Origin of the sequence: Streptomyces beigongshangae (genome assembly GCF_019710745.1) — a bacterium.
Lineage (GTDB): Bacteria > Actinomycetota > Actinomycetes > Streptomycetales > Streptomycetaceae > Streptomyces > Streptomyces beigongshangae.
In genome coordinates, this window is the sequence record NZ_JAHKJW010000011.1 from 35677 (window position 1) to 62339 (window position 26663).

The 26663-nt window shown below is 73.3% G+C and carries 31 protein-coding genes and 1 pseudogene; 8 read left to right on the forward strand and 24 right to left on the reverse strand.

Annotated elements, in window-relative coordinates; genetic code table 11:
- Positions 1-19: 19 nt before the first annotated feature.
- The 4 genes and pseudogenes from KM933_RS39200 to KM933_RS10805 all read right to left on the reverse strand — a co-directional run.
- Positions 20-205, reverse strand: a pseudogene (locus KM933_RS39200) (DNA-binding response regulator); the annotation flags it as partial.
- 211 nt (positions 206-416) lie between these two features.
- Positions 417-1190: a class F sortase gene (locus KM933_RS39205; RefSeq protein ID WP_308013336.1), complete on the reverse strand. Its 774-nt coding sequence runs from the start codon at positions 1188-1190 to the stop codon at positions 417-419.
- Complete coding sequence (locus KM933_RS39210; RefSeq protein WP_260333357.1) at positions 1180-1857, reverse strand: hypothetical protein; 678 nt, start codon at positions 1855-1857, stop codon at positions 1180-1182. The genes KM933_RS39205 and KM933_RS39210 overlap by 11 nt, the downstream gene beginning before the upstream one ends.
- Before the next feature lie 354 nt (positions 1858-2211).
- Positions 2212-2685: a GNAT family N-acetyltransferase gene (locus tag KM933_RS10805; RefSeq protein ID WP_221350672.1), complete on the reverse strand. Its 474-nt coding sequence runs from the start codon at positions 2683-2685 to the stop codon at positions 2212-2214.
- Between the two features lie 141 nt (positions 2686-2826).
- On the opposite strand from KM933_RS10805, the gene KM933_RS10810 reads away from it, so the two are divergent.
- A complete protein-coding gene (locus KM933_RS10810; RefSeq protein WP_221350674.1) occupies positions 2827-3555 on the forward strand; it encodes a peptidoglycan-binding domain-containing protein in 729 nt (242 codons plus the stop codon).
- A 126-nt stretch (positions 3556-3681) separates the two neighbouring features.
- Here KM933_RS10810 and KM933_RS10815 read toward each other — a convergent pair whose 3' ends face one another.
- The 4 genes from KM933_RS10815 to KM933_RS10830 all read right to left on the reverse strand — a co-directional run bounded on the left by KM933_RS10815 (position 3682) and on the right by KM933_RS10830 (position 6258).
- Complete coding sequence (locus tag KM933_RS10815) at positions 3682-4491, reverse strand: SAM-dependent methyltransferase (protein ID WP_221350676.1); 810 nt, start codon at positions 4489-4491, stop codon at positions 3682-3684.
- A 31-nt stretch (positions 4492-4522) separates the two neighbouring features.
- The gene (locus tag KM933_RS10820) at positions 4523-5053 is read right to left on the reverse strand and encodes a hypothetical protein (RefSeq protein ID WP_221350678.1); all 531 of its coding nucleotides are present in this window, start codon (positions 5051-5053) and stop codon (positions 4523-4525) included.
- Positions 5054-5187: 134 nt separating this feature from the next.
- Entirely contained in the window at positions 5188-5433 is a 246-nt protein-coding gene (locus KM933_RS10825) for a DUF397 domain-containing protein (RefSeq protein WP_221350680.1), read from the reverse strand.
- 3 nt (positions 5434-5436) lie between these two features.
- Positions 5437-6258, reverse strand: coding sequence for a helix-turn-helix domain-containing protein (locus tag KM933_RS10830; RefSeq protein ID WP_221350978.1), 822 nt, complete (start codon positions 6256-6258; stop codon positions 5437-5439).
- A gap of 291 nt (positions 6259-6549) precedes the next feature.
- Here KM933_RS10830 and KM933_RS10835 point away from each other — a divergent pair, with 291 nt between their 5' ends.
- Positions 6550-7962, forward strand: coding sequence for an NsdA family TPR-like regulatory protein (locus KM933_RS10835; RefSeq protein ID WP_221350684.1), 1413 nt, complete (start codon positions 6550-6552; stop codon positions 7960-7962).
- 35 nt (positions 7963-7997) lie between these two features.
- Here KM933_RS10835 and KM933_RS10840 read toward each other — a convergent pair whose 3' ends face one another.
- A complete protein-coding gene (locus KM933_RS10840; RefSeq protein ID WP_308013338.1) occupies positions 7998-8831 on the reverse strand; it encodes an SDR family NAD(P)-dependent oxidoreductase in 834 nt (277 codons plus the stop codon).
- A 144-nt stretch (positions 8832-8975) separates the two neighbouring features.
- Here KM933_RS10840 and KM933_RS10845 point away from each other — a divergent pair, with 144 nt between their 5' ends.
- The gene (locus tag KM933_RS10845; RefSeq protein ID WP_221350688.1) at positions 8976-9536 is read left to right on the forward strand and encodes an ATP-binding protein; all 561 of its coding nucleotides are present in this window, start codon (positions 8976-8978) and stop codon (positions 9534-9536) included.
- A 227-nt stretch (positions 9537-9763) separates the two neighbouring features.
- On the forward strand, positions 9764-10291 hold the full coding sequence (locus tag KM933_RS10850) for a DUF6624 domain-containing protein (protein WP_308013339.1): 528 nt from the start codon (positions 9764-9766) through the stop codon (positions 10289-10291).
- Between the two features lie 96 nt (positions 10292-10387).
- On the opposite strand, the gene KM933_RS10855 is transcribed toward KM933_RS10850, so the two are convergent.
- The 4 genes from KM933_RS10855 to KM933_RS10870 all read right to left on the reverse strand — a co-directional run bounded on the left by KM933_RS10855 (position 10388) and on the right by KM933_RS10870 (position 14463).
- Positions 10388-10735, reverse strand: a complete 348-nt coding sequence (locus KM933_RS10855) for a hypothetical protein (protein ID WP_221350980.1) — start codon at positions 10733-10735, stop codon at positions 10388-10390.
- A 208-nt stretch (positions 10736-10943) separates the two neighbouring features.
- Entirely contained in the window at positions 10944-11318 is a 375-nt protein-coding gene (locus KM933_RS10860) for a UBP-type zinc finger domain-containing protein (RefSeq protein WP_221350690.1), read from the reverse strand.
- Positions 11315-12790 carry an ATP-binding protein gene (locus KM933_RS10865; RefSeq protein WP_221350693.1) on the reverse strand — a complete coding sequence of 492 codons (1476 nt, stop codon included), beginning with the start codon at positions 12788-12790 and terminating at the stop codon, positions 11315-11317. The genes KM933_RS10860 and KM933_RS10865 overlap by 4 nt, the downstream gene beginning before the upstream one ends.
- The gene (locus KM933_RS10870; protein ID WP_221350695.1) at positions 12787-14463 is read right to left on the reverse strand and encodes an NAD(P)/FAD-dependent oxidoreductase; all 1677 of its coding nucleotides are present in this window, start codon (positions 14461-14463) and stop codon (positions 12787-12789) included. The genes KM933_RS10865 and KM933_RS10870 overlap by 4 nt, the downstream gene beginning before the upstream one ends.
- A gap of 200 nt (positions 14464-14663) precedes the next feature.
- Between KM933_RS10870 and KM933_RS10875 the strand changes: the two genes are divergently transcribed.
- Positions 14664-15491, forward strand: a complete 828-nt coding sequence (locus tag KM933_RS10875; protein WP_221350698.1) for a DUF1206 domain-containing protein — start codon at positions 14664-14666, stop codon at positions 15489-15491.
- Between the two features lie 111 nt (positions 15492-15602).
- Here KM933_RS10875 and KM933_RS10880 read toward each other — a convergent pair whose 3' ends face one another.
- The gene (locus tag KM933_RS10880) at positions 15603-16766 is read right to left on the reverse strand and encodes a S1 family peptidase (protein WP_221350700.1); all 1164 of its coding nucleotides are present in this window, start codon (positions 16764-16766) and stop codon (positions 15603-15605) included.
- A 212-nt stretch (positions 16767-16978) separates the two neighbouring features.
- Positions 16979-17419: a PPOX class F420-dependent oxidoreductase gene (locus tag KM933_RS10885; protein WP_221350701.1), complete on the reverse strand. Its 441-nt coding sequence runs from the start codon at positions 17417-17419 to the stop codon at positions 16979-16981.
- Between the two features lie 253 nt (positions 17420-17672).
- Between KM933_RS10885 and KM933_RS10890 the strand changes: the two genes are divergently transcribed.
- Positions 17673-17897, forward strand: coding sequence for a hypothetical protein (locus tag KM933_RS10890; protein ID WP_221350703.1), 225 nt, complete (start codon positions 17673-17675; stop codon positions 17895-17897).
- A 168-nt stretch (positions 17898-18065) separates the two neighbouring features.
- On the opposite strand, the gene KM933_RS10895 is transcribed toward KM933_RS10890, so the two are convergent.
- The 6 genes from KM933_RS10895 to KM933_RS10920 form a co-directional block, all read right to left on the reverse strand.
- Complete coding sequence (locus tag KM933_RS10895) at positions 18066-19697, reverse strand: hypothetical protein (RefSeq protein WP_221350705.1); 1632 nt, start codon at positions 19695-19697, stop codon at positions 18066-18068.
- A 150-nt stretch (positions 19698-19847) separates the two neighbouring features.
- Positions 19848-20414 carry an antibiotic biosynthesis monooxygenase gene (locus tag KM933_RS10900; RefSeq protein ID WP_221350708.1) on the reverse strand — a complete coding sequence of 189 codons (567 nt, stop codon included), beginning with the start codon at positions 20412-20414 and terminating at the stop codon, positions 19848-19850.
- Between the two features lie 30 nt (positions 20415-20444).
- The gene (locus KM933_RS10905) at positions 20445-20669 is read right to left on the reverse strand and encodes a hypothetical protein (RefSeq protein ID WP_221350711.1); all 225 of its coding nucleotides are present in this window, start codon (positions 20667-20669) and stop codon (positions 20445-20447) included.
- Between the two features lie 173 nt (positions 20670-20842).
- Positions 20843-21505: a hypothetical protein gene (locus tag KM933_RS10910; protein ID WP_221350713.1), complete on the reverse strand. Its 663-nt coding sequence runs from the start codon at positions 21503-21505 to the stop codon at positions 20843-20845.
- Between the two features lie 100 nt (positions 21506-21605).
- Positions 21606-22331 (reverse strand): PAS domain-containing protein, encoded by a 726-nt coding sequence (locus tag KM933_RS40240; protein WP_308013340.1) that lies wholly within the window; start codon positions 22329-22331, stop codon positions 21606-21608.
- A gap of 261 nt (positions 22332-22592) precedes the next feature.
- Positions 22593-22805, reverse strand: a complete 213-nt coding sequence (locus KM933_RS10920) for a DUF4287 domain-containing protein (protein WP_221350716.1) — start codon at positions 22803-22805, stop codon at positions 22593-22595.
- Positions 22806-23058: 253 nt separating this feature from the next.
- On the opposite strand from KM933_RS10920, the gene KM933_RS10925 reads away from it, so the two are divergent.
- On the forward strand, positions 23059-23367 hold the full coding sequence (locus KM933_RS10925) for a GNAT family N-acetyltransferase (RefSeq protein ID WP_221350718.1): 309 nt from the start codon (positions 23059-23061) through the stop codon (positions 23365-23367).
- Here the strand turns inward: KM933_RS10925 and KM933_RS10930 are convergent.
- The 3 genes from KM933_RS10930 to KM933_RS10940 all read right to left on the reverse strand — a co-directional run bounded on the left by KM933_RS10930 (position 23357) and on the right by KM933_RS10940 (position 25736).
- Entirely contained in the window at positions 23357-24409 is a 1053-nt protein-coding gene (locus tag KM933_RS10930; protein ID WP_221350720.1) for an LLM class flavin-dependent oxidoreductase, read from the reverse strand. The two genes, KM933_RS10925 and KM933_RS10930, sit on opposite strands and share 11 nt — an antisense overlap.
- 180 nt (positions 24410-24589) lie before the next feature.
- Positions 24590-25297 carry an AAA family ATPase gene (locus KM933_RS10935; RefSeq protein WP_221350722.1) on the reverse strand — a complete coding sequence of 236 codons (708 nt, stop codon included), beginning with the start codon at positions 25295-25297 and terminating at the stop codon, positions 24590-24592.
- A 61-nt stretch (positions 25298-25358) separates the two neighbouring features.
- Positions 25359-25736, reverse strand: coding sequence for a DUF5997 family protein (locus KM933_RS10940; RefSeq protein WP_221350723.1), 378 nt, complete (start codon positions 25734-25736; stop codon positions 25359-25361).
- A gap of 58 nt (positions 25737-25794) precedes the next feature.
- On the opposite strand from KM933_RS10940, the gene KM933_RS10945 reads away from it, so the two are divergent.
- Positions 25795-26586, forward strand: coding sequence for a LysR substrate-binding domain-containing protein (locus KM933_RS10945; RefSeq protein WP_221350725.1), 792 nt, complete (start codon positions 25795-25797; stop codon positions 26584-26586).
- The last annotated feature ends 77 nt before the right edge of the window (positions 26587-26663 follow it).

A 26663-nucleotide genomic window follows, 5' to 3' on the forward strand; every position in this document is an offset into this window, starting at 1 on the left:
TCCACGCCCCGACACCACCAGCGATCGCCCCGCCCGGAGCCGGCACCTCCGGGCGGCCGGCGAACTCGCCGATGAGACGGCGGGTCACGCTCGGTGCGAGCAGCCCGTCCCCGGCGGCGACGACCCGGATCGCGTCGATGATGTCCTCCAGGGCCATGTCCTTGACGAGGAACCCGGCGGCACCCGCCCGCAGCGCCCCGTAGAGACAGCCGGCACCGTCGACGGCCACCGCTTCCGGGACCGGCCGCGCGGACTGCGGTGCGTCGGCGCGCTGCTCGACGTGCACGGCGGCCGCAGCTCCTCGCACCGCTGCCCGCGCTCACCGGCCCGGCCCCCGGCACCGTCCTGCGGCACAGCGCGACCACTGGGCGACGGCGACGTCGGAGACCCGCCCGGGAGCGGCCGGGGCCGTCGCGCTAGGTGGTGTGCGCGGGGCCGTAGGTCTTCGTCAGGTGGGCGAAGACGACGACGTTGCTCCGGTAGCCGGTCTTCCGGTCGTACGTGCCGCCGCAGGTGATCAGCCGCAGCTCCGGCCGGTTCCTGGTCCCGTACACCTCCTGACTGGGGAAGCGCGCCTTCTCGTACATGCGGACGGCGTCCACCGTGTACACGGCGGTGCGGCCGTCGGAGCGTCGGGCCTCGACGATCCGGCCGGGTGTCAGCGTGCTCAGGCCGGCGAAGACCGCGGGGCCGGAGCGGTTGTCCAGGTGGCCGACCATCACCGAGGTGCCCGCCTCGCCGGGAGTGGGCCCGCCCACGTACCAGCCGGCCAGCTCGGGCCGGTCGAGCGGCGGGGCGGTGAGCTGCCCCCGCCCGTCCAGCCGCAGCCCGACGAGCGGGGCGTCCAGGCCGAGGGACGGGATGCTCACGAACCTGGGCTCGGACCGCGGCAGCGGCTGCGGTGTCCGGGACGGTGGTGCCGAGGGGTCCGGCGGGGCCGGAGGGCGGACGGGAGGTTGTTCGGGAGCGGGGGTGCGCCAGGGCTCCGGTGTCGTGGAGGCGGGCGGACCCGGGGACGCCTTCGCGTCCCCGGGGTCCACCGCCGAGGCGGCGGCCGGCTCGGCGGGCCGGCCGTCGTCCTCGACCCACCAGATGCCGCCCATCACCAGGGAGAACGTCAGGATCGCCGTTCTCGTCAGGCGGTAGGCACGCGTGCGGTACCAGGGCCTGGGCGCGTGATTATGCGGCACCGTCGGTCCGGCGACGCAGCTGCCGGAAGTAGACGAAGCCGGACACGCCGACCAGGCCCACCGCGCCGGCTGCCGCGACCGCCGACACGGTCGGCGCCTCGGCGAGACCGCCGCCGCCCGCGGGCACGGCGCCGCTGGGCGTCTGCGCCTTGGCGTCGGGCTTGGCTTCCGCCTTCGCTTCGGCCTTGGCGTCGGCCTTGGCGTCGGGCTTCGCGTCCGTCCCGGTCGCGGCGGCGGGGTTGCAGTCGACCGTGAACGTCTTCTCCTTGCTCGCCCCCGCCGCACCCGTCGGCTTGAAGGTGAGCTTGTACTCGCCGTCGGGGAGCGCGAGCGTGTCCGTGTAGCCGGTGCCGATGGGGAGGGCGAGGGTGCCGGTGAGCGTGCCGCTGGCCGAGGCCGTCGGCTGCGGCTCGATGGTCCAGGTGATCCCCGGCACGCCTTCGAAGTTGAAGGCGGACAGGTAGAACTTGCAGACCTTCGACTCGGTGCGCTGGTCGGTGGGGGACGTCGTTTCGGCATGAACCTTGACGTCACCCTTGTCGCCGGGGGAGGGGGCGGCCTGGGCGGCCGGTGCCCCCAGGAGAGCGGTGCCGGCGAGAGCGGCGGTGGTGAGGGCTGCGGCGCCGGTACGGATGCCGGCGGAACGGGAGAGCGGTGAGGCGGGCATACGAGGTCCTCCGAGCGAAACGATTGTCGTACAAATCGGTTGTGCACCTGACTCTCTTTCACGTTCACCGACGGGAAACGCGACGCATCGCTGATACGACGTCAGAGATCCCTCGTCCGGCGCAACGTCCGGGGGGTCCGGGTCGTTTCGCCGTCCGCGGCAGGCGGCACGGCGCATGGCGTGGTGGATGGCGTGGCGGGCGGCACGGTGTGCGGCGCCGCGGGCGGCACGGTCGGCGGCGCGCCGCCGACCCGGCTCCGCCGTGTCCCGCGGCGCCGGACAGGACCCCGACGCTCCGGCCGAGTTCCTCCGATCACGTACGTCCCCCTGCCCACGTCCCCCTGCCCATGTCCCTCAGGAGACGTGCCGCAGCCAGACGTAGTCGACCGGCTGGCCGGCGTTCCACTCCCGGGCCGATGCGGCGGCGACCGTCTCGAACCCCGCTCCGCGGTAGCAGCGCAGCGCCACCGCGTTGCCCGGGTGGACCCGTACGAACACGTCCGACAGGCCCGAGAGCCGGGCCTCCGCGACCAGGGCCCGCACCAGTTCGCGTCCCAGTCCCTTCCCGCGGGCCCCGGGCGCCACGACGATCCGGGCCAGTTCGACCTCGTCCCCCTCGGCGTCGAACCACAACTCCCCGTACCCCAGCACCCGTCCACCGTCCGACAGGACACGGGCCGCCACGTCCGGCGCGTGCTGCCAGGCCGCGACGGTCTCCTCGGCGACGGGGAACTCCCGCAGCCCGCACCACATCACCGCCTCCGCCGCGGAGACGGGCCAACCCGCCACCGTCGCGGCGTGGTCGGTACCGAAGGGAAGCAACTGCATGACACGGGTCCGTTCTCGTCGTGGGACGCGGTCGGTGTCCTCCGTACCAGGATCCGCCGTCGCCGAAGCGTCGCCGCCGTGTTGAACCGGCGGGCGGGGACACGCGTATCCCTTCCCAGGAGCACCCGGAGGGAGAGCAGGTTGTCGACACCGTTCGACCCCGAAGAGCCGACGCGTCGCGCGCCCCTGGAGCCGACCCACGTCCTGCGCCGTCAGCAGCAGAGTTCCCTGTCGGAGCTGCTGCGGCAGGTGCGGGAGAGGGAACGCGACCCGGACGAGGGCTACGAGGTCGTCGCCGTCCCGGTGGCCGAGGACACCACATCGGCCACGGTCACGGTCACGGTCACGGAGGACGACACCGGGGAACCGCCGCCGGTTGCCGCGGACGACGACCGGCCCGTACGACGGCCGGTGCGGCGCGAACGCCGGACCGCGCACGCGCCCGCGCACGGCCGAAGCTCCTCGCTGCGGCGTACGACGCTCGCCGTCACCGCGGTGACGGCCGCGGTGGCGGGGTTCGGCGCGGCCCTGCTGCTCACCCGGGACGGGGACACCGCCGGTACCGCGCAGGCGCTGCCCCCTGCCGCCTCGTCCGCGCCACCGGCGTCGGCCGCCGTTCCGCAGGGCGCCGACCCGGACGGACCCGGCACCCTGCGCGAGGGCGACAGCGGCCCGGCGGTGAGCGACCTGCAGGAACGGCTGCTGCGCATCCCGAACGTGTACGACCGGGGCACGCTCAGCGGCGTGTACGACGCCACGCTGACGGCGGCGGTGGCCCGCTTCCAGCTCTGGTACGGCATCCGGGGGGACGAGACGGGCGTGTACGGCGACGACACCCGCAACGACCTCGAAGCCCGCACGGCCTCCTGACCCGCGCACCGCCGAGCGCCCCGGTCCCGGCACGTGCACCTCGGCGGCCGACCACGCGGCCGACGCCTTTCCGCGGACCGTGCGGACCGGCGTACGGGCCCGGTCCACGCCCGTGCGCCGCGGGCGTCAGGGCTTGCGGGCGACTCCCCCGTACACGTCCGTCGGCTGCGGGTCGGTGCCCGGCTCGGGACGCCACAGCGGACAGGAGACGATGCCGGGGTCCAGCAGTTCGAGGCCGTCGTAGTACGCGGCGATCTGCCGGGGGCTGCGCAGCACGTACGGGACGGCGCCGGTGTCGTCGTACCCCTCCTGCGCCCGCTTCAGCTCCGCGTCGGTGTCGGTGCTGTCGTAGTGGACGAAGTAACTGCCCGGCGGCAGGGCGGCCTGGAGTCGGCGCACGATCGACCTGGCCTCCTCGTAGTCCTGGATGTGACCCAGGATGCCCATCAGCATCAGTGCGAGGGGCTTGTCGAAATCGAGTATTTCGCCTGCCGCCTCGATGATCCGCCCGGGATTGCGCAGATCGGAGTCGATGTAGTCGGTGACCCCTTCGGGTGTGCTGGTGAGCAGCGCCTGGGCGTGCCGCAGCACCAGGGGGTCGTTGTCCACGTAGACGATCCGGGACTCCGGCGCCATGCGCTGGGCGACCTGGTGGGTGTTGTCGTAGGTGGGCAGTCCGGTGCCGATGTCCAGGAACTGGCGGATGCCCAGCTCGCCGGCGACGAACGTCACGGTACGGATCAGGTATTCCCGGGAGGCGCGGGCCATCGTCTCGATGTTGGGCGCGATCCGGCGGTAGGCGTCGCCCGCCTCCCGGTCGACCTCGTAGTTGTCCTTCCCGCCCATCCAGTAGTTCCAGATGCGGGCCGAATGCGGCACCGTGGTGTCGATCCGGGAGAGGGCGTCCTGGTCGGGAGCGGTCTGGCCGTCTGCCATGGGGGTCTCCTGCCGTGCGTCACGCGGTCCCTCACCAACCTACCGTCAACTTCCTTTTACGGCGGGCAAGTTGCAGGGGCGGCAGGTCTGTGGCGCGGACGGCGGGAGTGGGGCGCCCGATGTCGACGGGGACCACGGGGACGTGCTGGCCGAGGGTGCGGAACGCACGGGCGTAGGCATCGGCCGCCTCGGCGCCCTCGGGGTCCGCGACGCGCCCGGAGTCCGGCCCGGAGTCCGTCAGATGGAGGAGCGCGCCGTCCCGTTCGGCGACGGCCTCCGCGAAGTCGAGCGCCTGGATCCAGGTCACCCGCGACTGCCCGCGGCGCAGCGGCCCGTAGACGAGTTCGTGGACGACGCCGCCGTCCACGGCCAGCAGGCCGGGGGCGGCGAGGATTTCACGGTAGGGGCGGGTCGGGTCCAGGTGGTGCAGCTGTCCCCGGAAGCGCCGGACCAGGAAGCCGCCGCGGGCCAGCTCGGCGAGGACCGGGTCCCGGCAGATGCCGTCGGGGCCCTCGACGACCAGCGTCCGGCACCGGGTGACGGCCTCGTGGAGTGTGTGCATGACACTCCCTCCGGGGCGGCCGACTTCTCAGTGTGACCGGACGACCCGCACGGCGGGAGTGTGCGTGCGGGTTGTCCGGTTGTGCGGTCGTAGTGATGGACGTCTGTACGACCGCGGTGGCGCCACGAGGCGGGTCAGGCGACGAGGAAGTCGGCCTGGCCGGACTTCGCGCCCGCCAGGAACGCGACCATCTCGTCCCTGCTGTAGACCAGCGCGGGCCCGTCCGGGTCCTTGGACTGGCGGAAGGCGACGCTTCCGTCGGGCAGCCGCTTGGCCTCGACGCAGCTGCCGCCGTTGGTGCCGCTCCAGGGCTTCTCCCAGCCCTCGGTTCCCAGCTCGACGGCGGACACGCCGCCGGGGAAGGGGTTCGTGGAGGTCATGGCTCACAACTCCTTACGCAGTTCACCCAGGATGGTCCTGGTCCGGTCGACCGGTTCCGCCTGCACGGACATCCGGTCCAGCACTTCGAGGTACGTCACGACGTCGGCGGGCTGGTCGACGTAGACCGAGCCGGCGAGGCTCTCGGTGTAGACGACGTCGGGGAGTTCGGAGAAACCGAAGCGGAAGTAGTGGAACGGGCCGAACGCGCCGGGATGCGCGCCCACCGAGAAGCGCAGCACCTGGATCCGGACCTTCGGCATGTCCAGGGACTCGGCCAGGCGGTCGATCTGGGCCCGCATCACCTCGGCCCCGCCCACCGGCCGCCGCAGCACCGTCTCGTCCAGGATGGCCCAGACGGCCGGCGCGTCGGGTTTGGCGAGCAGGTCCTGGCGCCTGAGGCGCAGGTCGACGCGGCGGTCGATCTCCTCCTTGGTCTCGTTGGGGAAACCGGTGCGCAGCAGCGCGGCCGCGTAGTCGTGCGTCTGCAGCAGGCCCGGCACGTAGTGGGGTTCGTAGAGCCGGATGACGCCGGCCTCGCTCTCCAGGCTCACGTACGCCCTGAACCACTCCGGGAGCACGTCGCGGTAGGAGTACCACCAGCCGGGCCGGTTGGCCTCCCTGGCCATCGAGAGGAAGTCGTCCACCTCCGGGGAGGGGACCCCGTAGGCGCGCAGCAGCTCCTTCACGTAGGGGATGCGGAGGCCGACCTCGGCCTTCTCCATCCGGCGGACCGTCAGAGGCGTCACCTCTATGGTCCGCGCGGCCTCCTCGAAAGAGATTCCGGCCCGCTCCCGCAGATGGCGCAGCCGCTTCCCGAGAACCATCCGCAGGACGGTCGGCGCGCTGCCGCCCGAGCGGTTGTCGCTCACGTCCTACCTCCCGACAGCGGCCGTCACAGCGAGCAGTGTGCCACGGGGTCGCCGACACAGACAGGGCCGTGCGGATCGTTCTGAAATTATCAGAATGCTTGTTGCGGGTTGAGTGCGTACGCAATCATAGGGACCGAGTGATCTGGCGCACAGCCCGGTGGCTTCGGCGCAACGGCGCCGGACGGCAGCGGGACTGACGTCGCGCCAGGTCGGGCGAGCCCGCACGGCACCACGAGCGAGACCTGGATGGCCACCGTGAGCGACGGACGACCGAGGAACCCGGGTAAGGCTCCCGCCGGGGCCAACAAGGCACTGGCGGCCGCGCTCGGGGAAGCCGGCTGCTCCTACGCCTCGCTCGCCCTGCGCGTCAACGAACTGGGGCGCCGGCAGGGCACGGAGTCCAACTACGACAAGGCGTCGGTCACCCGCTGGCTGAACGGACAGCAACCACGGGGCAGTACACCGGAGCTGATCGCCGCCGTCCTGTCCGAGCGGCTCGGTCTGCCCGTCTCGCCCACGGACCTGGGCTTCCTGCCCGAGCAGCAGCGTCCGGTGGTGGGCAGGGCACTCGCCTACCGCGAGGACCTGGCGGACACCCTGCACATCCTGGCCGAGCTCGGCTCCACGGACATCGCGCGCCGTACGCTCCTCGGTACGGTCCCCTTCGTCGCGGGCGCCCTGCTGAACCCCCAGCGGGAGTGGCTGCTCTGGCTGGTCGAGAGCCCCGAGGCGGTCCGCCTCGACCCGGTGACCGACGGGGGACCGGTCGAGCAGGTGCACGCCATGATCGGCATGTTCGACCAGATGGACAACCACTTCGGCGGCGGAGGGGTGCGCACCAGCATCGTGCACTACCTGTGCACCGAGGTCGTCCCCATGCTGCAGCGCCGCGGCACGCCCCCGTACCAGCAGCGCCTGCTGTTCGCCGCGGCGGCCCGCCTCGCCGCGATGGCCGGCTGGAGCTCGTACGACGCGGGGGAGTACGGACTGGCGCAGCGCTACATGATCCAGGCGCTGCGGCTCTGCGCGGAGGGCCGGGACCGGGTGCTGGGCGGGCAGATCCTGGCCGGTCTCTCCCACCTGGCCACCGGGCTCGGCAGCCCGGACGAGGGGGTGGCGCTGGCCCGGGCGGGCATCGCCACCGCAAAGGACTCGGGCAGCCCGCTCGGCCTGATGCGGCTGTACGCGATGGCGGCGCGCGGCCACGCGGCGCGCAACCGCGTCGAGGAGACGACCGAGGCCCTCCGGCAGGCGGAGCGGCACCTGGACGCGAGCCGGGGGGCGGCGCAGGAGTCCGTCTGGGTCCGCTACCTGGACCACCACTACCTCCAGGCCGAATCCGCCCTCTGCTTCCGGGACCTCGGCCTGGCCGCGCAGGCGGAGCGCACGGCCGGGGAGTCCGTCGTCGCCAACGCGGACCGGCGCAGGCGCCAGGCCATCAGCCGCTCCGTGCTGGCGACCGCGCACCTGCAGCAGAACCGGCTCGACGAGGCCATCGGCACGGCGACCGAGGCGCTGAACGCCCTGAGCACGGTGCACAGCGAGCGTTCCGTCCAGGCCCTGCGCGACTTCCGCACCCGGCTGGCCCCCAGCCGCCACGAGCCGCTGGTCCAGGAGTTCGAACGCAGGTCCCGTCCCGTGCTGGGCGCCGTGGCATGAGGCCCGGCCCGGGGACGGCCCGCTCGCACGACGGCTCAGTAGCCGTCGGGGGAGGGCGCGTTCTGGGCCCGGTCGACGGGCAGGTTGGCCCCCGAGATCCCGCTCGACGCGTCGGACAGCAGGAACGCCACCACGCGCGCCACCTCCTGCGGCGCGACCGGTCCGCCGCCCGGCAGCTCCGTCCGGACGAAGGCGGCGAAGGCCTCGGGCTCCCGCGTCCGCATCCGGTCCCAGCGGCGGCCCGGGACGAGCATCGATCCCGGCGAGACGGCGTTCACCCGGATCCCGTCGGGGCCGAGTTCACGGGCCAGCGAGGCGGCCAGGTGGATCTGGGCGGCCTTCGCGCTCCCGTACTGGGCGTCCGGACCCGGCTTCCAGCCGGAGATGGAGGAGACGACCACGACCGAGCCGCCGCCCGCCGTCCGCAGCGGGGGGACCGCGGCCCGCACCAGACGCGCGGTGTGTCCGACGTTCAGCTCCCAGGTCGCGGCCCAGTCCGCGGCGTCCGTCCGCTCCAGACCCCGCCCGCGGGAACCGCCCGCGGACGCCACCACCCCGTCCAGGCCGCCGAAACGCCGTGCCGCGGCGGCGACGAAGCCCTCCAGCCGCTCGGGCGCGGTGACGTCCAGCGCCCGGGTGAACAACTGCCCGGAGCCCGGGGAGGCCAGCGACTTCCGCAGCACGTCGAGGTCCTCCGCCGTGCGGGCGCAGGTCGCCACCCGGGCGCCCTCGGCCGCCAGCAGCCGCACGATCTGCTCGCCGAGTCCGCGTGTACCGCCGGTGACCAGCACACGTCTGCCGCTCAGCCCGAACAGACCGCGGGCGGAACGCCCGCGGTCCACGGCCCGGCCGCCACCCGCATCGCTCACGCGATCGAACATACATGTCACACCACTACGCGGCTGCAACCGGACAACCTCCGCACCCCCTGGCCGTCCCACCCGTCCGCGGGGTTGGCTGCACGAGCAGCTGCCCAGACCCCGCCCACCCGTGCTGCACACGAAGGAGGCACGATGACGGCATTCCGTGCGGACCGCCGCCCGCCGTCACCCTCACTGGCGGACGCCACGGATCCCGACGCGCCCTCCGTTCCCGTCTGGACCGCCGAGAGCGCCCGGACGGTGGCCGTCACCCCCGCGGCCCCGGCCCCTCCCGCCCCGGCGAACGGCCCCAGGGTCTTCCGCGCCGTGGTGCCCGCCCAGCCTTCACGTGCCTCCGGCGTGCGCCGCATGGTCGCCGGACAGCTCGCGCACTGCCCGCTGTCCGAGGAACTGCTCGACAACGCGGTCCTGGCGACCGACGAGCTGTTCGCCAACGCCGTCAGGCACGGCAGCCGGGGCCCCGCCGACACGGTCACGATCAGTGTCGAGTACACCGGTCACGGGGTGCGCGTCACGATCGCCGACCGCTCCACCGAACTGCCGCGCCACTGCACGGCGGGCACGGCGGAGGAGTCCGGACGCGGACTCGCCATAGTGGCCGTGCTGACCGACGACTGGGGTGTCCTACCGCCCGAGCCCGGAGAGAGGGGCAAACGGGTGTGGTTCTCGCTGGACGTACGGGCGGAGCCGTGACCGGTCCGGGCGACACGGCCCGCCTCGCGCGCACCGGCGCGCGGGGGGACGCACGCACGGGGTCCCCCCGCCGGGCCGACGAGGGACGGGCCGGCCCGGAGCGCGCCGAGCGGGGCCGCACGGAGCAGGACCGCGCAGAGCGGGACCGTACGGGACAGGACCGGGCGGGAGGGGGCCGGGCGGGAGGGGGCCGGGCGGAACGGTCCTGTACGGGGCCTGCGCACGGCGTGGCCCCGGAGGGCCGCCCGGCCGTGCTGCCGGCGCTCGCGTCCGCCCTCGCCCGTGAGCTGGTCCGCCGCGTGGAGGAGGACCACCGGGCGACCGCGGAAGCGTACGGCAGTCCCACACCGGCCGCGCGGAACCGCATCGCGCGGTGCCGCGAGGACAACGCCGAGGCGCTGCGGACGATCGTCGGGCGCCATTCCTGGCCGGCCGCCGACCTGGTCGGGACGCCCGCCTCCACGGCGGCCCTGATGATCCTGCTGCACGCGCCCGACCTCGACTTCCAGCTCGCCTGTCGCGACCTGATCGCGCAGGCCGTGGCCGACGGGCGCTGCCCGGCGCCGCACCACGCGTACATCGCCGACCACTGCGCCGTGGAGCAGGGCCGGCCGCAGTTCTACGGGACCCGCGTCGACCCCGCGACCCTCCGCCCGTACCCGGTCCGCCGGCCCGGGACGCTGGACGAGCGCCGCCGCGACGTCGGGCTGGCCCCCCTCGACGTCCAGATGCGGGCCCTGCGCCCCGGCGGATGAGGCCGTTGGGCCCGACGGATGAGGCCGTTGGGCTCGACGGGTGAGGCACCGCCCCGGAGCGGGACGGTGCCTCACCCGCCGGAAGGACGACAGGACCTAGGGCTCCAGGTGCAGCTCCCGCTCCTGTTCCTGGTCACCCGGGGCCGTACCGCCCTCCTTGACGTTGAAGGCCGCCGAGAGCGTCTCGTCGGCCCGGCGCACGGCCTCCGGGCTGCCCTGCAGGGTGACGGTGACGGACGAGGAGAGCGTGGAGCCGGCGGAGGTCTGCCCGTCGCCGGCCGACGCGTCGCCGTCGAAGGACACCGTGTAGACCGTGGCGCCGTCGTCGCCGGGCAGGGTGTCCGCCGATCCGAAGACGGGTTCGAGCGTGTGGACGACGGCCCGCGCGTCGGCGGCCGTGCCGCCGGTGAGAGTGAGCGTCAGATCGAGATGCGTGCCGGACATCATGAACAGCCACCTTTGCTTGGACGAATGCGCGCCATCCGCTCGTGTAACCGGTTGCCCCTGCCACAAACGGTGGCGCGGCCCTGCGTGAGCCTGTCTCCATGACACCGCCATCCCGCGGACCCCGCAGCCGCGGCGGTACGCCCGACCGGGTGGCGGCCGACCCGGAACGGAGGGTTCCGCCGCGGCCGGCGGCCGGCGGACCCGGTCAGCGCAGGGTCCGCGCCCAGTCCGCCGGCACCCGTCCCGCCGGTCCCGGCGAGGGCTGGTCCGCCGGGCGGCTGAGCGGCGGGGCGAGGTCGGGCCCCGACCCGTACAGCTCGGACGTCCCGAAGTTCCAGAACCAGGTCTCGCCCGGCTCGAAGCTGCGGATCAGGGGGTGACCCGTGCTCCGGTGGTGGGTCGTGGCGTGCCGGGAGGGGGAGTCGTCGCAGCAGCCGACGTGACCGCACAGGGCGCAGCGCCGCAGATGGAACCACCAGCCGCCCGCCGCCTCGCACTCGACGCATCCCGTGCCGCTCGGCGGCACGTGCGGGTCGATGCCGTCCGGTCCGTCCGGTCCGTCCGGAAGGGAAGAGGTCATGACGTCTCCTGAGGGGTGTCGGATCGGAGGGCGTCGGGTCCGGTGCCGGCCTCCGCCGCGGTGAGCGGCAGGAAGACCTGGAAACGGGTGTCGCCGGGTACGGAGTGCACCTGAAGATGCCCGTGGTGCTTGTTCACGACGATGCGCCAGGAGATGTCCAGGCCGAGCCCGGTGCCCTCGCCCACGGGCTTCGTGGTGAAGAACGGATCGAAGATCCGGCCGCGGATCTCCTCCGGCACGCCGGGCCCCGTGTCGCGGAACTCGACGAGCAGCTGCTCCCGTTCGAGTGCGGTGCGCACGGTCAGGGTGCCCTCGCCGCCCATCGCCGAGGCGGCGTTGTCGACGAGGTTCGTCCACACCTGGTTCAGCTCGCCCGGATAGGCGGGGATCCGGGGCAGCGACCGGTCGTAGTCCTTGACGACCCTGACACCGGGACCGATCTTCCCGGAGAGCATCATCAGCGTGCTGTCCAGCAGTTCGTGCACATCGGCGACCTGGTAGGGCGCCCGGTCGAGCTGCGAGTACTGCCTGGCCGCGTTCACGAGGTTCGAGACCCGGGTCGTGGAGTCCTCGATCTCGTTCATCAGCAGCTCGGTCTCCACCGTGTAGTTGAGCCATCTGACGGCGCCTTCGAGCGTCCCCTCGTCCACGGTCGCCGCCACCCGGTCCAGCCAGTCGGTGTCCAGCCCGGCCTGCACGAACGTCGGCGCGAGCTCCCAGCCGCCCGCGATGCCGTGGTCGTCGAACCAGTCGCCCAGGGCGTCCTCGCGGTCGGCGGCCTCCAGCGGGGACAGCGGCGTCGCCTTGGCGACCTGCTCCGCGGTGCGTTCCTGGATCCCGACGAGGGTCTCCAGGGCGTCGCGCGCGTACGGGCCTGCCGCGATCATGCCGAGCTTGTGCCGCATCCCGGCCACCCGGTCCCGCAGCGCGGACGTGGCGCGGACCGCCGCGGCCGCCGGGTTGTTGAGCTCGTGCGTCAGCCCGGCGGACAGCGAGCCGAGCGCCAGGAGCCGCTCCCGCTGCCCGACGGTCCGCTGGGTGTTCTGACTACCGAAGAACAGCCCCTCCAGCAGGTGCACGGCCATGGGGAACCACTCCCGCAGGACCGCCGAGAACGTCTCGGCGGGCAGGACGAAGAACCGCGAGGGCTCGGTGACCCGCATCGAGCTCTTGTAGAGCGCCTCCTCCGGGGTGTCCAGGTAGGCCTGCATGGCGCCCGCGTACACCCCGCGCTGGGACGTACGGCTGATCTCCACGTCGTCGCCGCCGACCCGGCGTGACATCACGACCGTGCCCTCCAGGAGCACGAAGAAGCAGGTGGCGGGCTCCCCTTCCGCGTACACGGGGCCGGGCTCGAACAGCTCCACCCGGCCCTCGGCGCACAGCCGCCCGAGCTGCGCGTCGTCCAGCTCCTCGAACAGGAACAGCGTGCTCAGCTCCGTGACGTCGCACGGCATCGGCCGGCCGCTCACGACTGCTCCAGGTACCGGTGGACGAGCATCACGGCCATGGCTCCCTCTCCGACGGCGGAGGCGACGCGCTTGGCGGACTCGGCGCGCGCGTCCCCCGCCACGAACACCCCGGGCACACTGGTCTCCAGGTGGTACGGCGGCCGGTCCAGCTCCCAGCCGGGCGGCGGCTGCCCGCCGGCGGCCAGGTCGGGCCCGGCGACGATGAACCCGCGCTCGTCCCGCAGGACCGTGCCGTCCAGCCAGTCGGTGAGCGGCGCCGCGCCGATGAACACGAACATCCACTGCGCGTCGACGAGTTCGGTGCGGCCGCTCGCCAGGTCGCGCAGGGTGAGCTGCTCCAGGTGGCCGGAGCCGTGCACCGAGTCCACCACCGTCCCGGTGCGCACCGAGATGTTCGGCGCGTCCGCGATCTGCTCGATCAGGTAGTGGGACATCGACGAGGACAGGGAGGAACCGCGCACCAGCAGGGTGACCGACTTCGCGCCCCTGGCGAGGTACATCGCGGCCTGCCCCGCGGAGTTCGCCCCGCCCACGATGTACACGTCGTGCCCCTGGCACGCGGGAGCCTCGGTCAGGGCCGACCCGTAGAAGACCCCGCACCCGGTCAGGTCCTGTGCCCCGGGCGCCGCCAGCTGCCGGTACGACACACCCGTCGCCAGGATCACGCAGTGCGCGGCGATCGCCGAACCGTCGGAGAACCGCACGGTGCGCGAGGCGCCCGTCACCTCTAGGCCGGTCACCTCGCGTGCGGTCAGGATCTCGGCGCCGAACTTCGCCGCCTGGCGGCGCGCCCGGTCGGTGAGCTGCCCGCCGGAGACACCGTCGGGGAAGCCCAGGTAGTTCTCGATGCGTGAGCTCTGGCCCGCCTGCCCGCCGGTCGCCGAGCGCTCCACCAGGACCGTCCGCAGACCCTCCGAGGCGCCGTACACCGCCGCGCCGAGACCGGCCGGCCCGCCGCCGACGACCACGAGGTCGTAGAACCCGGCGGTCGGCGTCGTGGCCAGCCCCACCCGGGCGGCCAGCTGCGGATCGTCCGGCTCGACCAGTACCGCCCCGTCCGCGGTGACCACCAGCGGCAGCCGCTCGCCGTCCGCCCCCGCGCAGGCCAGCAGCCGCCGGCCCTCCGGCTCGTCCGAGGAGTACCAGCGGTAGGGCACCTGGTTGCGGGCCAGGAACTCCCGTACGCCGGAGGAGCGGGCCGACCAGCGGTGACCGACGACCTTCGTGACCGCGACGGCCCGGTGGTCGGACGTCCGCCAGGCGGCCAGCAGGTCGTCCAGGACGGGGTAGAGCTTCTCCTCGGGCGGGTCCCAGGGCTTGAGGAGGTAGTGGTCCAGGTCGACCACGTTGATCGCGTCGATCGCCGCGTTCGTGTCGGCGTACGCGGTCAGCAGCACCCGCCGGGCCCCCGGGTACACGTCCAGGGCCTGCTCCAGGAACTCGATGCCGTTCATCTGCGGCATGCGGTAGTCCGCCAGGATCACCGCGACGAGGTCACCGCGCAGCTTCAGCTCGCGCAGGGCTTCGAGGGCGCTCTCCCCGGACTCGGCCCGCACGATCCGGTACGTCTCGCCGTAGCGGCGCCGCAGGTCACGGGCCACGGCACGCGAGACTCCCGGGTCGTCGTCCACGGTCAGGATGACGGTCCGTGCTGCGTCGGTGCCCTGTGCCATGCGTCTCCCACCCCGAGCGGTCACTGTCCCGGCGCGGCTGTGCGCGTCGCCGCCCCGGATGCCCGCCCATCGTATGTTCGATCGCTCCGCCATGCTCCGAAGAAGTGACGTACCGCCTGGTCAAAAGGTACGTACCGGTCGACCGCGGCCGTTGGGTGTCGTACGGGTGAGCCGGGGCATCCGCCAGACGGGAGGCAATGATGAACGCAAGCTCGTTGACGCGAGGCAGTCGGGTGGGGAAGAACAAGGCGGCGCCGGCCATCGAGGGCGCGGCCCGGGCCGGTTTCACCGCGCGCGGTGTCATCTACGTGCTGGTGGGTCTGCTGGCGTTGCAGATCGCCTTCGGCGGCAGCGGGAAGCAGGCCGATCAGGGGGGCGCGCTCCAGGAGGTCGCCGGGAAGCCCTTCGGGGCGTTCGTGCTCTGGGCCCTGGGCATCGGCCTGGTCGGCATGACGCTGTGGCGGCTGTCCGAGGCGCTCTTCGGTGCGGCGGGACCTGACGGCGACAAGGCGACGAAACGGCTGGCCTCGGCGGGGCGCGCCGTCTTCTACGGCTTCGTCGCCTACTCCGTGCTCTCCTTCGCCGCGGGTTCCGGCGACAGCGGTTCGAGCGACGGCCAGTCGCGGGACGTGACGGCCAAGGTCATGGACCTGCCCGCCGGGCAGTGGCTCGTGGGCATCGCGGGAGTGGTGATCCTGTGCGCCGGCCTCTGGATGGCGGTGCAGGCGATCCGCCGCAAGTACCACAAGAAGATGCGGCTCGGTGAGATGCCGCGCCGGGTGCGCCAGACGGTCGACGTGACGGGCGTCGGCGGCGGTGTGGCCCGCGGCCTGGTGTTCGCCGTCGCCGGTGGCTTCGCGGTCCGGGCGGCCATGGACTACGAACCGGACAAGGTCAAGGGCATGGACGACACCCTGCGCTCGTTCGCCGACACCCCGATGGGCCCGTGGCTGCTGGCGCTCATAGCCGTCGGCCTGATGCTGTTCGGCGTGTTCTCCTTCGCGATGGCCCGGTACCGCAGGGTCTGAGCGGGCGGGGCCACCGCCGCACCGTGCCGGTGCCGTACACCGGCACGCGCGGACGGGTAAGGGCCCCGCCGCCGGGAGGCGGCGGGGCCCTTCCGGTGCCGGTGCGGAGCGTCAGGCCGTGTGCAGCGTGAGCCCGTACCGGTTGAGGATCTCGTTGATCGGCTGGTACCAGGTCTCGCCGCCGGTGGAGCAGTTGCCCCAGCCGCCCGACGTGACGCCCTGCGCCTGGTCACCGCTGATGAAGGAGCCGCCCGAGTCGCCCGGCTCCGCGCAGACGCTGGTCTTGGTCATCTGACGCACGGCGCCCTGGCTGTAGTTGACGGTCTCGTTCTTGGCCAGCACGGAACCGCAGTGCCAGCGGGTGGTCGAACCCGACCGGCAGATGGAGGCGCCGACCGGCGCCTCGTTGGAGCCGCGCACGAGCTGGTCGGAGACGGTGCCCCAGCCGAGCACGACCGGCACGGTCCACCAGCCGCTGCCGACGTTGACCCAGGCGTAGTCGTTCTCCGGGAACGAGGACCCCTGGATGTTGCCTATGTACGAGCGGTCCCAGCCGCTGACACCCTGCCCCGCCCCGCCGCAGTGCCCCGCGGTGACGAAGCCGCCGTGCACCGAGAAGCCGATGGAACAGCGGACGTTGCCGGTGTAGAAGGGGTCGCCGCCGACCGTTCCGGCGGCGAAGGTCTCCGGTGCCTTCGAGGTTTCCTTCACGGTGACGGGACCCGCGGCCCGGGCCCGGGCGAGGAACGACCGGACATCGTTGTCAGCGCGCTGGCCGGCCACGACGCCCACGACGACCGAGCTCGCCTCGGCGTCGACGTACCAGTTGCTGACCCCCTCCGGCGCGTCCAGCGCGTCGATGCGGGCCTTGGCCGCGTCGAGCTGCTTCGCGCTGTACTTGACGGTCCGGACGGCCGCCCCGGTCTCCCGTACGGATTCCAGGGCGGCGGCGGACGCGCCGGACGTGACGGCGACGGTCAGCTTTCCGCTGTCGGCGTCGAACCAGGAGCCCCCGTACGCGGCGCCCGCCGCGCTCCGGGCCTTCGGTTCGGCGGCCGTCGCCTTCTTCTCGGCGGCGAGACGTGCCTCGGCTCCGGCGCGCGTCAGGCCGAAGTCCCGCTGCATGGCGTCGAGGAGGGCGGCCGAGGCGGGAGCCTTCGCGGCGGTGGGGGTGGGGTCGGGGGCGGCCGAGGCGGGACCGGCGGCGACGGTCGCCGAGGCGCCGATCAGGAGGAGGGAGGCCAGGCCGGTGCTCAGGGTCGTGGTGCGTCTCAAGGCGGTAGCCCTTCTTGTTCCAGCGAGGTGGGGGAGGAACAGCTGAACTGTGAGAGCGCTCTCATGCGATGCGGGGCAGAGCTTAGCGGCAGACCGTGGTCAGGTACATACCAAAAACATCCCCGGTGGGAAACGCCGGGTCGGAGGATCGGCGGGTCAGTGAGTCGGCGGGTCGGTGAGTCGGCGGGTCGGTGGGGCAGCGGGTCGGTGAGTCAGCGGTTCAGGGGGATGCCGTACGCGCGCTCCACGCGCAGCCGCAGGACGAGGCGGCTGTCGCGGACCATGGCGGCCCGGTAGTCGTCCCAGTCCGGATGCTCGCCCCGCACGTCCCGGTAGAGCCTGATCAGCTCCTCCACGGTCGCGTCACCGGCGTCGCGGGCCACGGGCGAGAGGTCGGCGGTCCCCTCGGCGACGGTGTAGGCCCGGCGGTCCGCGCTGGTCACGTGGTACGAGACCCGCGGGTCGCGGCGCAGGTTGCGCGTCTTGGCGCGGTCGTCGGTGAGCGACACGCGCACGATCCGCTCGTCCGGGTAGTACGCGTGGTTGACGTTCGAGAGCTGCGGGCGTCCGTCGCGCTTGAGCGTCGTCAGCACTCCGCCGTCGTACTCGGAGAGGAGTGCGAGCAGTGTGTCCTGGCCGGTGTCGTTCGTCATGTGCTCTCAACACCCGCCGGAGCGCCGGACATTCCGACCGTCCGGACGGTTTTGTGCGTAGCCCCCGCCCGCGGGGGTACTCCGGAACCGGACGTGGCGCGGCGACCGGAACCGCCGCGCCACGCTCTTTGCGGCAACGGAGTCGCGGACAACGGAGTCGCGCTGTCGCGTGGTGCTGCGGGTACCAGGACCCGTGGTCCTGCCCTCAGGAGGGGTCCGGCATCCCGGGCGCCGCGGGCGGCACCGTGGACCCATGGACACCACCCGGCAGCCGCAGGCCAGGATCCGGGTGACGCCGCTGCGTCGTCTCGGCGGAGGAACGTACGTACCGCGCGGCGGTCGGCCGGCGACCGCACCGGCCGATGACGGCCGGTGCGCCCGCAGCAGAGGGAGCCGGGAGAACCAGGAGAGCCGGGAGAGCCGGGAGAACCGGGAACGGCCCGCGCGGACGAGCGGCGGGAACACCGCACACGACTGAGCCGGAGGGTACGGGCGCGTCCGGCGCCCGGCTCCGCGGGCGCCGGACATGACGGTGGCGGTCCCCTCCCCGCGGGGAGGGGACCGCCACCGTCATGTCCCTGTGCGGCCACCGGGTTCCCGCGCCCGGCCACCCGGCCGGGGCCGGGCCCCGGGCCGCCGGGGAGGGTCAGTCCGCCGTCCGGTCCGAGCCGGCCAGCTGCCGTACGTCGGGCCGCTGACGAGGTCTCGTCGAGGCCAGGAGCGCGACCAGCGCGGTCAGGGACGCCAGCGCGGCGAGCACGGCCGCGGGACCGGCGAGCCACGGCGGCGCGAGGGTCAGCTCCAGGGCGCGGGACAGGCCGGGCGAGGTGACGCGTCCTTCGAGGAGCTGGGCCGCGGCGAGCACCGCCGGCACCACGATCCCCAGGACGAGCACCGGCACCCTGCTCCGGCGGAGCAGCGCCAGACCCGTCAGGACACACAGGGCACCGGTGCCGACGGCGAAGCCGTAGGCGTTGACGGACGCCCCGTCCCGGTGCGGCGGGACGTGCGCCAGACCGCACAGCACCAGCAGCACGACCGCCGTCCAGCGCGGCCAGGCGGGCGAGTCATCGGTCCTCGGCGTCCGGACGCGGCGGGTGCGGCCCTTACGGCCGAGGGCGACGGTGCCGCCCTCGGCGACGAGCCGGTCCGCGACGGGGTAGCCGTCCATGGGCGGGGCCGCGCGCGTTCCGGCGCCGCCCGGCGCGGTCCCGTCCCGCGCCGGCGACTCGGCCTGCTGCCGCTTCTCGCGCAGGCCCTGCGCGTGGGCCATGCGGCCGATGAGCTCCACGAGTTCCTCGACCGGCCGGCTCGTGGCCGCCGCCCGCACCGCGGCCTCGCCGCAGTGGGGTTCCAGCGGGGTCCGGTGCAGCAGGGCCATCAGCCGGGTGACCTCCTCCACCGGCCGGCTCTCGGCCGCCGCACGGATCGCCTCGTCGGCGCTGTCCGCGTTCCTCGGCGGCCGGGTCAGCAGGGCCACCAGCCGGCTCACGTCCTCCACGGACCGGTCCGTGCCGGCCGCCCGCAGCGCGTCGACCGTGGCCCGCGCGTACTCCGGTGACTGCTCCAGCAGTTCGATGAGCTGGATCACCTCGGCCAGCGGCCGGTCGGCCACGGCGGCGTGCACCAGGCCGTCGACCGGGTTGATGTACGCGGGGTCGGGATCCTCGGCAGGGTCGGGACAGACGGCCTCGGCCTGGGTGCCCTGGGCGCTCTGTGCGGTCTGTGCAGCCTCAGTGGTCTGCACGGTCTGCACGGTCTGCACGGCCTGTGCGGCCTGTGCGGCCTGTGCGACTTTCCCGGCTTCCCCGCCCTCCATGGCCTCCCCGCCCTCCATGGCCTCCCCGGTCTCCCTGGCTTCTTCGGCCTCTTCACTCCTGCGGACCGGTGCGGGGTAGGCGGGGTCGTCCTCGCGAGCCGGGTCGGGACGGCGCGGATCGATCTCGTCGGCGGGACCGGCGTGGCGCTGCTCCGCGCGGTCGTCCCTGTGGTCCCTGTCGTCCCGGTCGCCCCCGTCGTCCTGGCTGTCCCGGTCGTACCGATCCGTGCGGTCGGGGTACCGGCGGCCGAACTCCTCGACGGGATCGCCGTACCGCTGGTCGAGCTCGTCGGCCGGGTCGGCGTACCGGTGTCCGGCCCTGCGCGTCGCCCTCTCCGGCGCCTCCTCCGGCGGTGTGTGCCAGGGGGCGGAGGCGGGTGGCGGCGGCACGGGGGCCTCGACCGCGCGCTCGGGAGATATGCCGGGTCGATCGGGGTCGAAAGGCGAACGGGTTGTCATACTCGGCTCCCTACGAAGGGTGCAGTCGCTGTCGTGGCCCGGACGTGCGGCCCGAGACGTGCTGTGCGACCTTTCTAGGCGCCCGCACCGGATGCCGCCATCGGGATGAGGCACACGTGTGACGCGGGACGGAGCCGGACCTGTCGCGTGTCAGTCGCCGGGGGTGCCGTACAGCCACAGCCGCAGCAGCCGGCTGAGCCCCGGCATGACCAGGTACGTGAGCAGCGGCAGCAGCACGATCGGGAAGATGCCGGCGCGCAGCGGCAGGGGCCAGGAGGCGGCGACGGGCGCCACCAGCCACTGGATGAGGAAGGTCAGCGGATAGGCGCCCAGGAACGTCGTCAGGACCATCTTCCAGCGCGGCGGGGCCTGCACGGTGGTGCCGGGCAGCCGGAACCAGCTCTCCATTCCGGTGGTCGACTGGCGCTCGTCGCGGACCTCCGTGGCGATGCCCTCGATACGCGCGTGCCACCGGGCCCGTTCGGGTGAGGTCAGCCAGTCGGTGAGCCGCTGCGGATCGGAGAAGCGCAGCACCGCATGGAAGCGGTGCCCGGGTTCCGGACGCAGCCAGGACACCCCCTGGCTGCCGCGGAACCCGGAGACGCAGTCGGTGACGCCCCGCGTCCACTCCTCGAAGTCGGCCTCATGGCCGGGGCGTACCTGCCAGGTGAAGACCGTGGTGACGGGTTCGGTGTGGGGGGCCCGTGTGGTGCTCATGACCACAGCGGGTTCCATGCACCGCGCGGGTCATGCGTCGTCCGCTTCATGCGCGCCCGGTGTCACTATCTCGTCCAGTGCCTTGCGCACCGCCTCGTAGGTGTGTCCGCGCGACTCGGCGTCGCGTGCGCCGTCCGGGTCGCCGTTCCTGAGTTCCTCGCTCCGTGCCTTCCACGCGCGCTCCTCCCGGCCGGCCCAGGAACGGGCCCGCTGGATACGGCGCAGGAGTTCGTCGGAGTCCACGACATCAGCCATGAGATACGGGTACCCGCGTGATTCCCTCCGACGAGTCGGAAATCGTGTCGCGTCTGTGAACGAGGTGCGGACGGAGTGCGCGGAGGGCTGCAGCCCACCCGCGGGGAACGGCCGACAGCCCCGGCCCGCCCCCGTTCCCGAGGCCCGGGTCCGCGACGGCGTCGCGCACCGCGTCAGTTCGCCGCCCGGCCCTCGGACAGCAGGCCGAGCAGACCGAGCAGGGACCCCAGCACGTCCGGCACCGCACTGATCACTCCGCCCAGGTCCAGCACGAGCAGCGAGGAGATCAGGCCGTTGAGCGACGACCCCAGACTGGCTCCCGCGTCCTTCACGGGTGCGGCCGCGTCCGATCCCGGCCAGGGTGTGGAGCCGGTGCCCGATCCCACCCACGGCGTGGAGCCGGTGCCCCATTCCGGCCACAGCGCGAAGTCGTCCGCCGTGTCCTCGGGCGGCGAGGGATCGGCTGCCGCCGTTCCCGCCGCCGGCGCGGAGAGATCCAGACCCCGTACCCGCTGCTGGAAGGAGGCGGCGGCCTCCCGCACGGCCCGTACGTGCCCGACGGCCTCGGCCTCGTCGAGAGGGCCGTCCCCCTCCCGCGGCAGGCCGGTCAGCACGGCCAGGAGGGGGGCGAGGGCATCGGCGTGCTCCGCCCCGGCCGCCCTGCGCAGCTGTTCCGGCGTCACGTCCGCCGCGGGGAGCCGCAGGCCCGTGACGCGACTGTCCGGCGAACCGGGACGTGCGTCGGTGGCGGCCGCGGCGGCCCCCACCGGAACGAGGACGAGCGCGGCGCAGACGAGGGGCGGGAGGAGCAGCCCGCGGGATACCAGGGCACGCATACAGGTTCCTTTCCGGAGCGGCCGTCTTCAGCGGCTGTCTTTGCGCCCACGGTGGGAAACCCCCGGGCGCGCCGCAACCGGTCGAGCCCCGGCAGTGGAGTCACGGAACAGGACTGTCAAGCCATCGACCAGGGCTTTCCCGCTCGGACCCGTTCGCTCGGGGTACCCCCGCGGCGTACGGCCGTCGGGGGACGGGAGTGCGCGCAGAGGCCCTGCCGGCCGCGGCCGGGCACCCGTTCAGGACTCCAGCAGGTCCAGCAGGTCCAGCAGGTCCGCGAGCGGCAGGGGCTTGGCGAGATGGGCGTCGAATCCGGCCTCGCGGGACAGCGATGGTGTCGGTGCGGGCCGTGCTGACCACCGCCTCCAGCGACCGGCGCAGGTTCGCGACGCCGTCCGCCGCGGGGTCCTCCGGGTCGTCGGGGAACACGTCGAAGACGAGCCGCCCGATGATGCTCCGGTCCCGGCCCGTGGCCTCGCGGTAGGCGTGGTTGGCCTCGACGATGGTGAAGTCGGGGTCCAGGACGAGCAGCGGGGACAGCGCGCATTCGAACAGCTGCCGGAAGTCCGGGCCGGAGGTGCCGGCGGCGGTGGTCGTGGACCGGTGGCTCTCAGGGGTCGGGTCGGTACCCGTAGCCGCGCACCGTGGGGATCCGCGGTGCGGGCGAGGGGAGTCGGGCGAGTTCTCCGCGCAGCCGGTACACGCACTCCTCACCACCCGGCTGGACTGCCGTCCGCTCGTCGTGTCGCTGGTGAGCGGGCGTCGGTGCCCCGGCCATGTGGCGAAGGCAGAACAGGAGGCACCCGCGGTTCGAGGGGGAGCGGACACGGGGGAGTTCCGGCACGGATCCGTGCGGCGCGGGGAGCGGACACCGCCGTACGGGCCCGGGCCGGAGCGGGGCCCGTCACCCCGGAGGGGGCGGGCCCCGGCCGCACGACGGGGGTGGTCCGGGCGTCGCCGGCCGGGACGGCGGCCCCGTCCCGGCCCGCGGGCCGGCTACGCGTCCGGCCGCATCCGGCGGTCGCCCCGGGCGCGTCCGCGTACGTCTTCGGCTCGGGTGCCGTACTCCCCGAGGACCGGCCGGGCCGATCAGTTGCCGCTGTCCTCGGCGAGGGTGTGGGCGACGAGTGCGTTCGCGTGCCCGTGACCGATGCCGTGCTCGGTCTTGAGCCAGGAGACGAGTTCCATGTGCCGGGTGAGGGGCGAGGACCGGATGAGGTCCTTCCACTCGGCGACGGGGCGGCCGTACTTCTTCTCGATCGAGGGGAAGTAGCTCGCGGGCCCCTTTGCGGTCCGGCTCATGTCCGTGTCACATCCTTGGGTGTACCGGTGCTGTCGTGTCCTGGACCGGCACGGCCGCCGGATGTCATCGCCCGTGCGGAGTGACCTGCGCCACCCGTTCGACGGCCGGGCCCGGCCCACCCATCGCCCACCCGTGTACGGGCAGGTCAACAGGGGTGTACGGGACGGTTCTCGGCCACCCCTGGGTTAAGCTCGTGCTCTTGTGCGACAGCGGCACGACAGCCGTACGGGAGTCACGGACAGGGGAGGACCCATGGCGGTGGAGGTGAGCGACGCGCCCGGAGCGCGTCGCTACGAGGCCCGTCTCGACGGAGCGTCCACGGTGGCCGGTTACGCGGACTACATCCGCACGACGGAGCTCATCGCGTTCGTGCACACCGAGGTGAGTCCGGAGTGCGAGGGCAAGGGGGTCGGCTCCGCGCTGGTCCGGGTCTCCCTCGACGAGGCGCGCGCGGCCGGTCTGCGGGTGCTGGCCACCTGCCCCTTCTACGCCGGCTGGATCGCCCGCCACCCCGAGTACGGCGACCTGCTGTACCAGGCCCGCAGCAGCGTCAGCGACTGAGTCCCCCGGCGGGCTGTCCCCGCCGGGCCGACGGCTGCCAGCCCAGCGCCGGGCCCAGCCCGGTCGCGATGTCGGTGAGGATCTGGACGTAGTCCGCGTGCTCGAAGGTGAAGGGCAGCGCGAACGCGACCTCGTCGATCTCCCGGAACGCGGCGTGGGCGTACAGCCGTTCGGCGATCTCGGCGGAGGTCCCGACGAGGTCGGGCGCGAACATCAGGCGCGCCGGACCCTGGGGCACGGCGGTGCGCGGGGTCCGCTGCTCGGCGTACGCCTCGTACTTCGCCCGCTGTTCCGGGGTGGCGCTGTCGGTGGGGACGACGACGAGCCCCTGGGAGACGCGGGCCCGGTCGCCGTCGGGGTGGTGGGCCCGGAAGGCGCGTACGTGGGACAGCTGGATCTCGGCGAAGTCCTCGGACTCCTCCGCCTTGACGACGCTGCTGGTCAGGAAGTTCATCCCGTGCTCACCCGCCCACCGGGCCGACCGCAGGCTGCCGCCGCCGTACCAGAGGCGCCGGCCGAGACCCGCGGAGTGCGGCTGGACGCGGTCCGAGAAGACCTCGAAGCCCTCGACCCCGCTGAAATCGGTGGCGGGCTCGCCGCGGACGAAGCCCAGCAGCCGCGCCACCCGGTCGTGGCCGAAGTCCTCGGCGTCGGCGGTGTCGGGGTACAGCGCGTCCTTGACCTGGTCGTAGCGCATCGGCGGCCCCGCACTGACGCCCGGGTTGAGGCGGCCCCCGGACAGGATGTCGACCGTGGCCAGGTCCTCGGCCAGCCGCAGCGGGTTCTCCCAGCCGAGGGGGATGACCGCCGTCCCGAGCTCGATCCGGGTGGTGCGCTGCGAGGCCGCCGCCAGGACGGCCACCGGGGAGGAGATGCCGTACTGGAGATGGCGGTGACGCAGCCACGCGCTGTCGAAGCCCAGCCGTTCACCGAGCTCGATGATCTCCAGCGTCGACTCGTGGCCCGTGCGGGGATCGGCCTCGTCGAACAGGCCGATGGTCAAGAAGCCCAGCTTCCGCAACGGTTGTGAGGGCAGTGGCACAGGACTCCTCCGTCGTCGGGGCATCGTCGGGGCGCACTTTCCCGAACGCACGCACGCACTGATCCCATCCTCGCAGGCGATCACCGGGACCGGCGCGGGTGGTGGGCCCCGTGGGAGGTGCCGCGGTGGGCCCCGCGGGGGTGCGGCCGGCCGCGGACGCCCCGGCGGTGGCGGTCGGTGTCAGTCGAGGATGTGCCGGAGGTAGGCCCGCGGGTCGGCGAGGTAGCGGCGCCAGTGGTCGACCAGGTCGAGCTCCGGCCAGGTCACCCGCCGCATGCCGTGGTCGCCCACCTCGATGATGTCCGCGCCCGGCAGCGCGGTCAGCAGGGGGGAGTGCGTGGCGCAGACGACCTGCCCGCCCGCCTTCACCAACCGGTCGAGGTGGCCCAGCAGTTCGAGGCACGAGCCGAACGAGAGCGCGGCCTCCGGCTCGTCCAGCACATACAGCCCGGCCTGGTGGAACTTGCCCCGGAACGCCGCGAGGAACCCCTCGCCGTGACTGACCGAGTCCGGCGCGAACCCCTCCCGGTCCAGTGCGTCCATGGCGGTCTCGGCCCGGAGGAAGAACCCCTTGCGGGCCGACCAGCTGCCGAGCATCCGCCGCCCGCGCGTCCCGGCGTCGAAACGGATCCGCTCGCCCAGCACCGACTTGGACCGCCGGCTCGCGTAGCGCCAGTCGTGCGAGCCGCCGTACGGATCGAGCCCGAAACCCTCCGCCAGCGCCTCGACCAGCGTCGACTTGCCCGAACCGTTCTCACCCACGACGAAGGTGACCGGCGCGGTGAACCGCATCCCGTCCGCCAGCAGCCCGCGTACACAGGGCACCGACCAGGGCCACGCCTCCTCGTCGTGCGAAGCCACATGCGCGTACGCGCGTTCGATGATCACGCGTCGAGTGTTCCACAGAGCCGTTCCGCGGAGCCGTTCCGCACAGCCGTTCCGCAGGGTGCTAGCGCTCGGCCTTCTTGTCCTCGATGCGGGCCGCTTCCCTGCGGACCTCGGCCTGCGTGGCACGCTCCCTCTCCAGCCACTCCGGGGAGTCCCGCTTCAGTGCCTCGATCTGCTCCGTGGTGAGGGCCTGCGTCACTCCGCCGCGGGCGAGACCCGAGATGGAGACGCCGAGCTTCGCCGCGACCACCGGCCGGGGGTGCGGACCGTCGCGCCGCAGTTCCCGCAGCCACTCGGGCGGATCGGTCTGGAGCGCGGTGAGCTCGGAGCGCGAGATGACACCTTCCTGGAACTCGGTGGGTGTGGCCTCGAGGTACACACCCAGTTTCTTCGCCGCGGTCGCGGGCTTCATCGTCTGGGTGTTCTGGTGCGACGTCATGCCGTCAAGGGTATCGAGCAGGTGAACCACCGCCGACCACGCCGGGTAACCTGGCCAGGTGACAGGCTCGGAAGAACCCCGCTCGTTCCGGCTCGCGTACGTCCCGGGGGTGACCCCAGGCAAGTGGGTGCGGATCTGGGACGAACGGCGGCCCGACGTTCCCCTGACCCTCCTCGCGGTGTCCGCCGCCGAAGCCCCCGGCGTGCTGCGCGGCGGTGACGCCGACGCGGGGTTCGTCCGCCTGCCGGTCGACGGCACGGACCTCAGCGCGATCCCCCTCTACGCCGAGACCACCGTGGTCGTCGTCCCCAGGGACCACGTGGTGACCGCGGTGGACGAGGTGACCGCCGGGGACCTGGCGGACGACATCGTGCTGCACCCCCTCGACGACCCCTTCGACTGGGAGCACCCGCCGGGCCGTCCCGCGCTGGAGCGCCCCGCCACGACCGCCGACGCCGTCGAGCTGGTGGCGGCGGGCGTGGGTCTCCTCGTCGTTCCGCAGTCGATCGCCCGCCTCCACCATCGCAAGGACCTCACGTACCGGCCGGTCACGGACGCCCCCGGGTCCCGGGTGGCCCTGTCGTGGCCGGAGGACCGGACCACGGACCTGGTGGAGGACTTCATCGGGGTCGTCCGGGGCCGGACGGTCAACAGCTCCCGGGGCCGCCCGCAGTCGAAGGCCGAACCCTCCGGTAAGCCCTCCGGCAGGAGCGCCCGGACGGGCTCCGGTACCCCCGCGAAGGGAGCCGGGGGAGGCAGGGGAGCCAAAGGTGCTCAGGGAGCCAAGGGAGCCAAAGGGGACAAGGGAGCCCGCGGGGCGAAGGGCGGCAGGCCCCGCCGCCGCTCGTAGCCCCGCCGTCTCGTAACCCCGCCGTTGATCGACGGCACGCCTGACACGGTCGGGTCCGGGATGGTAGAAGCGGGACA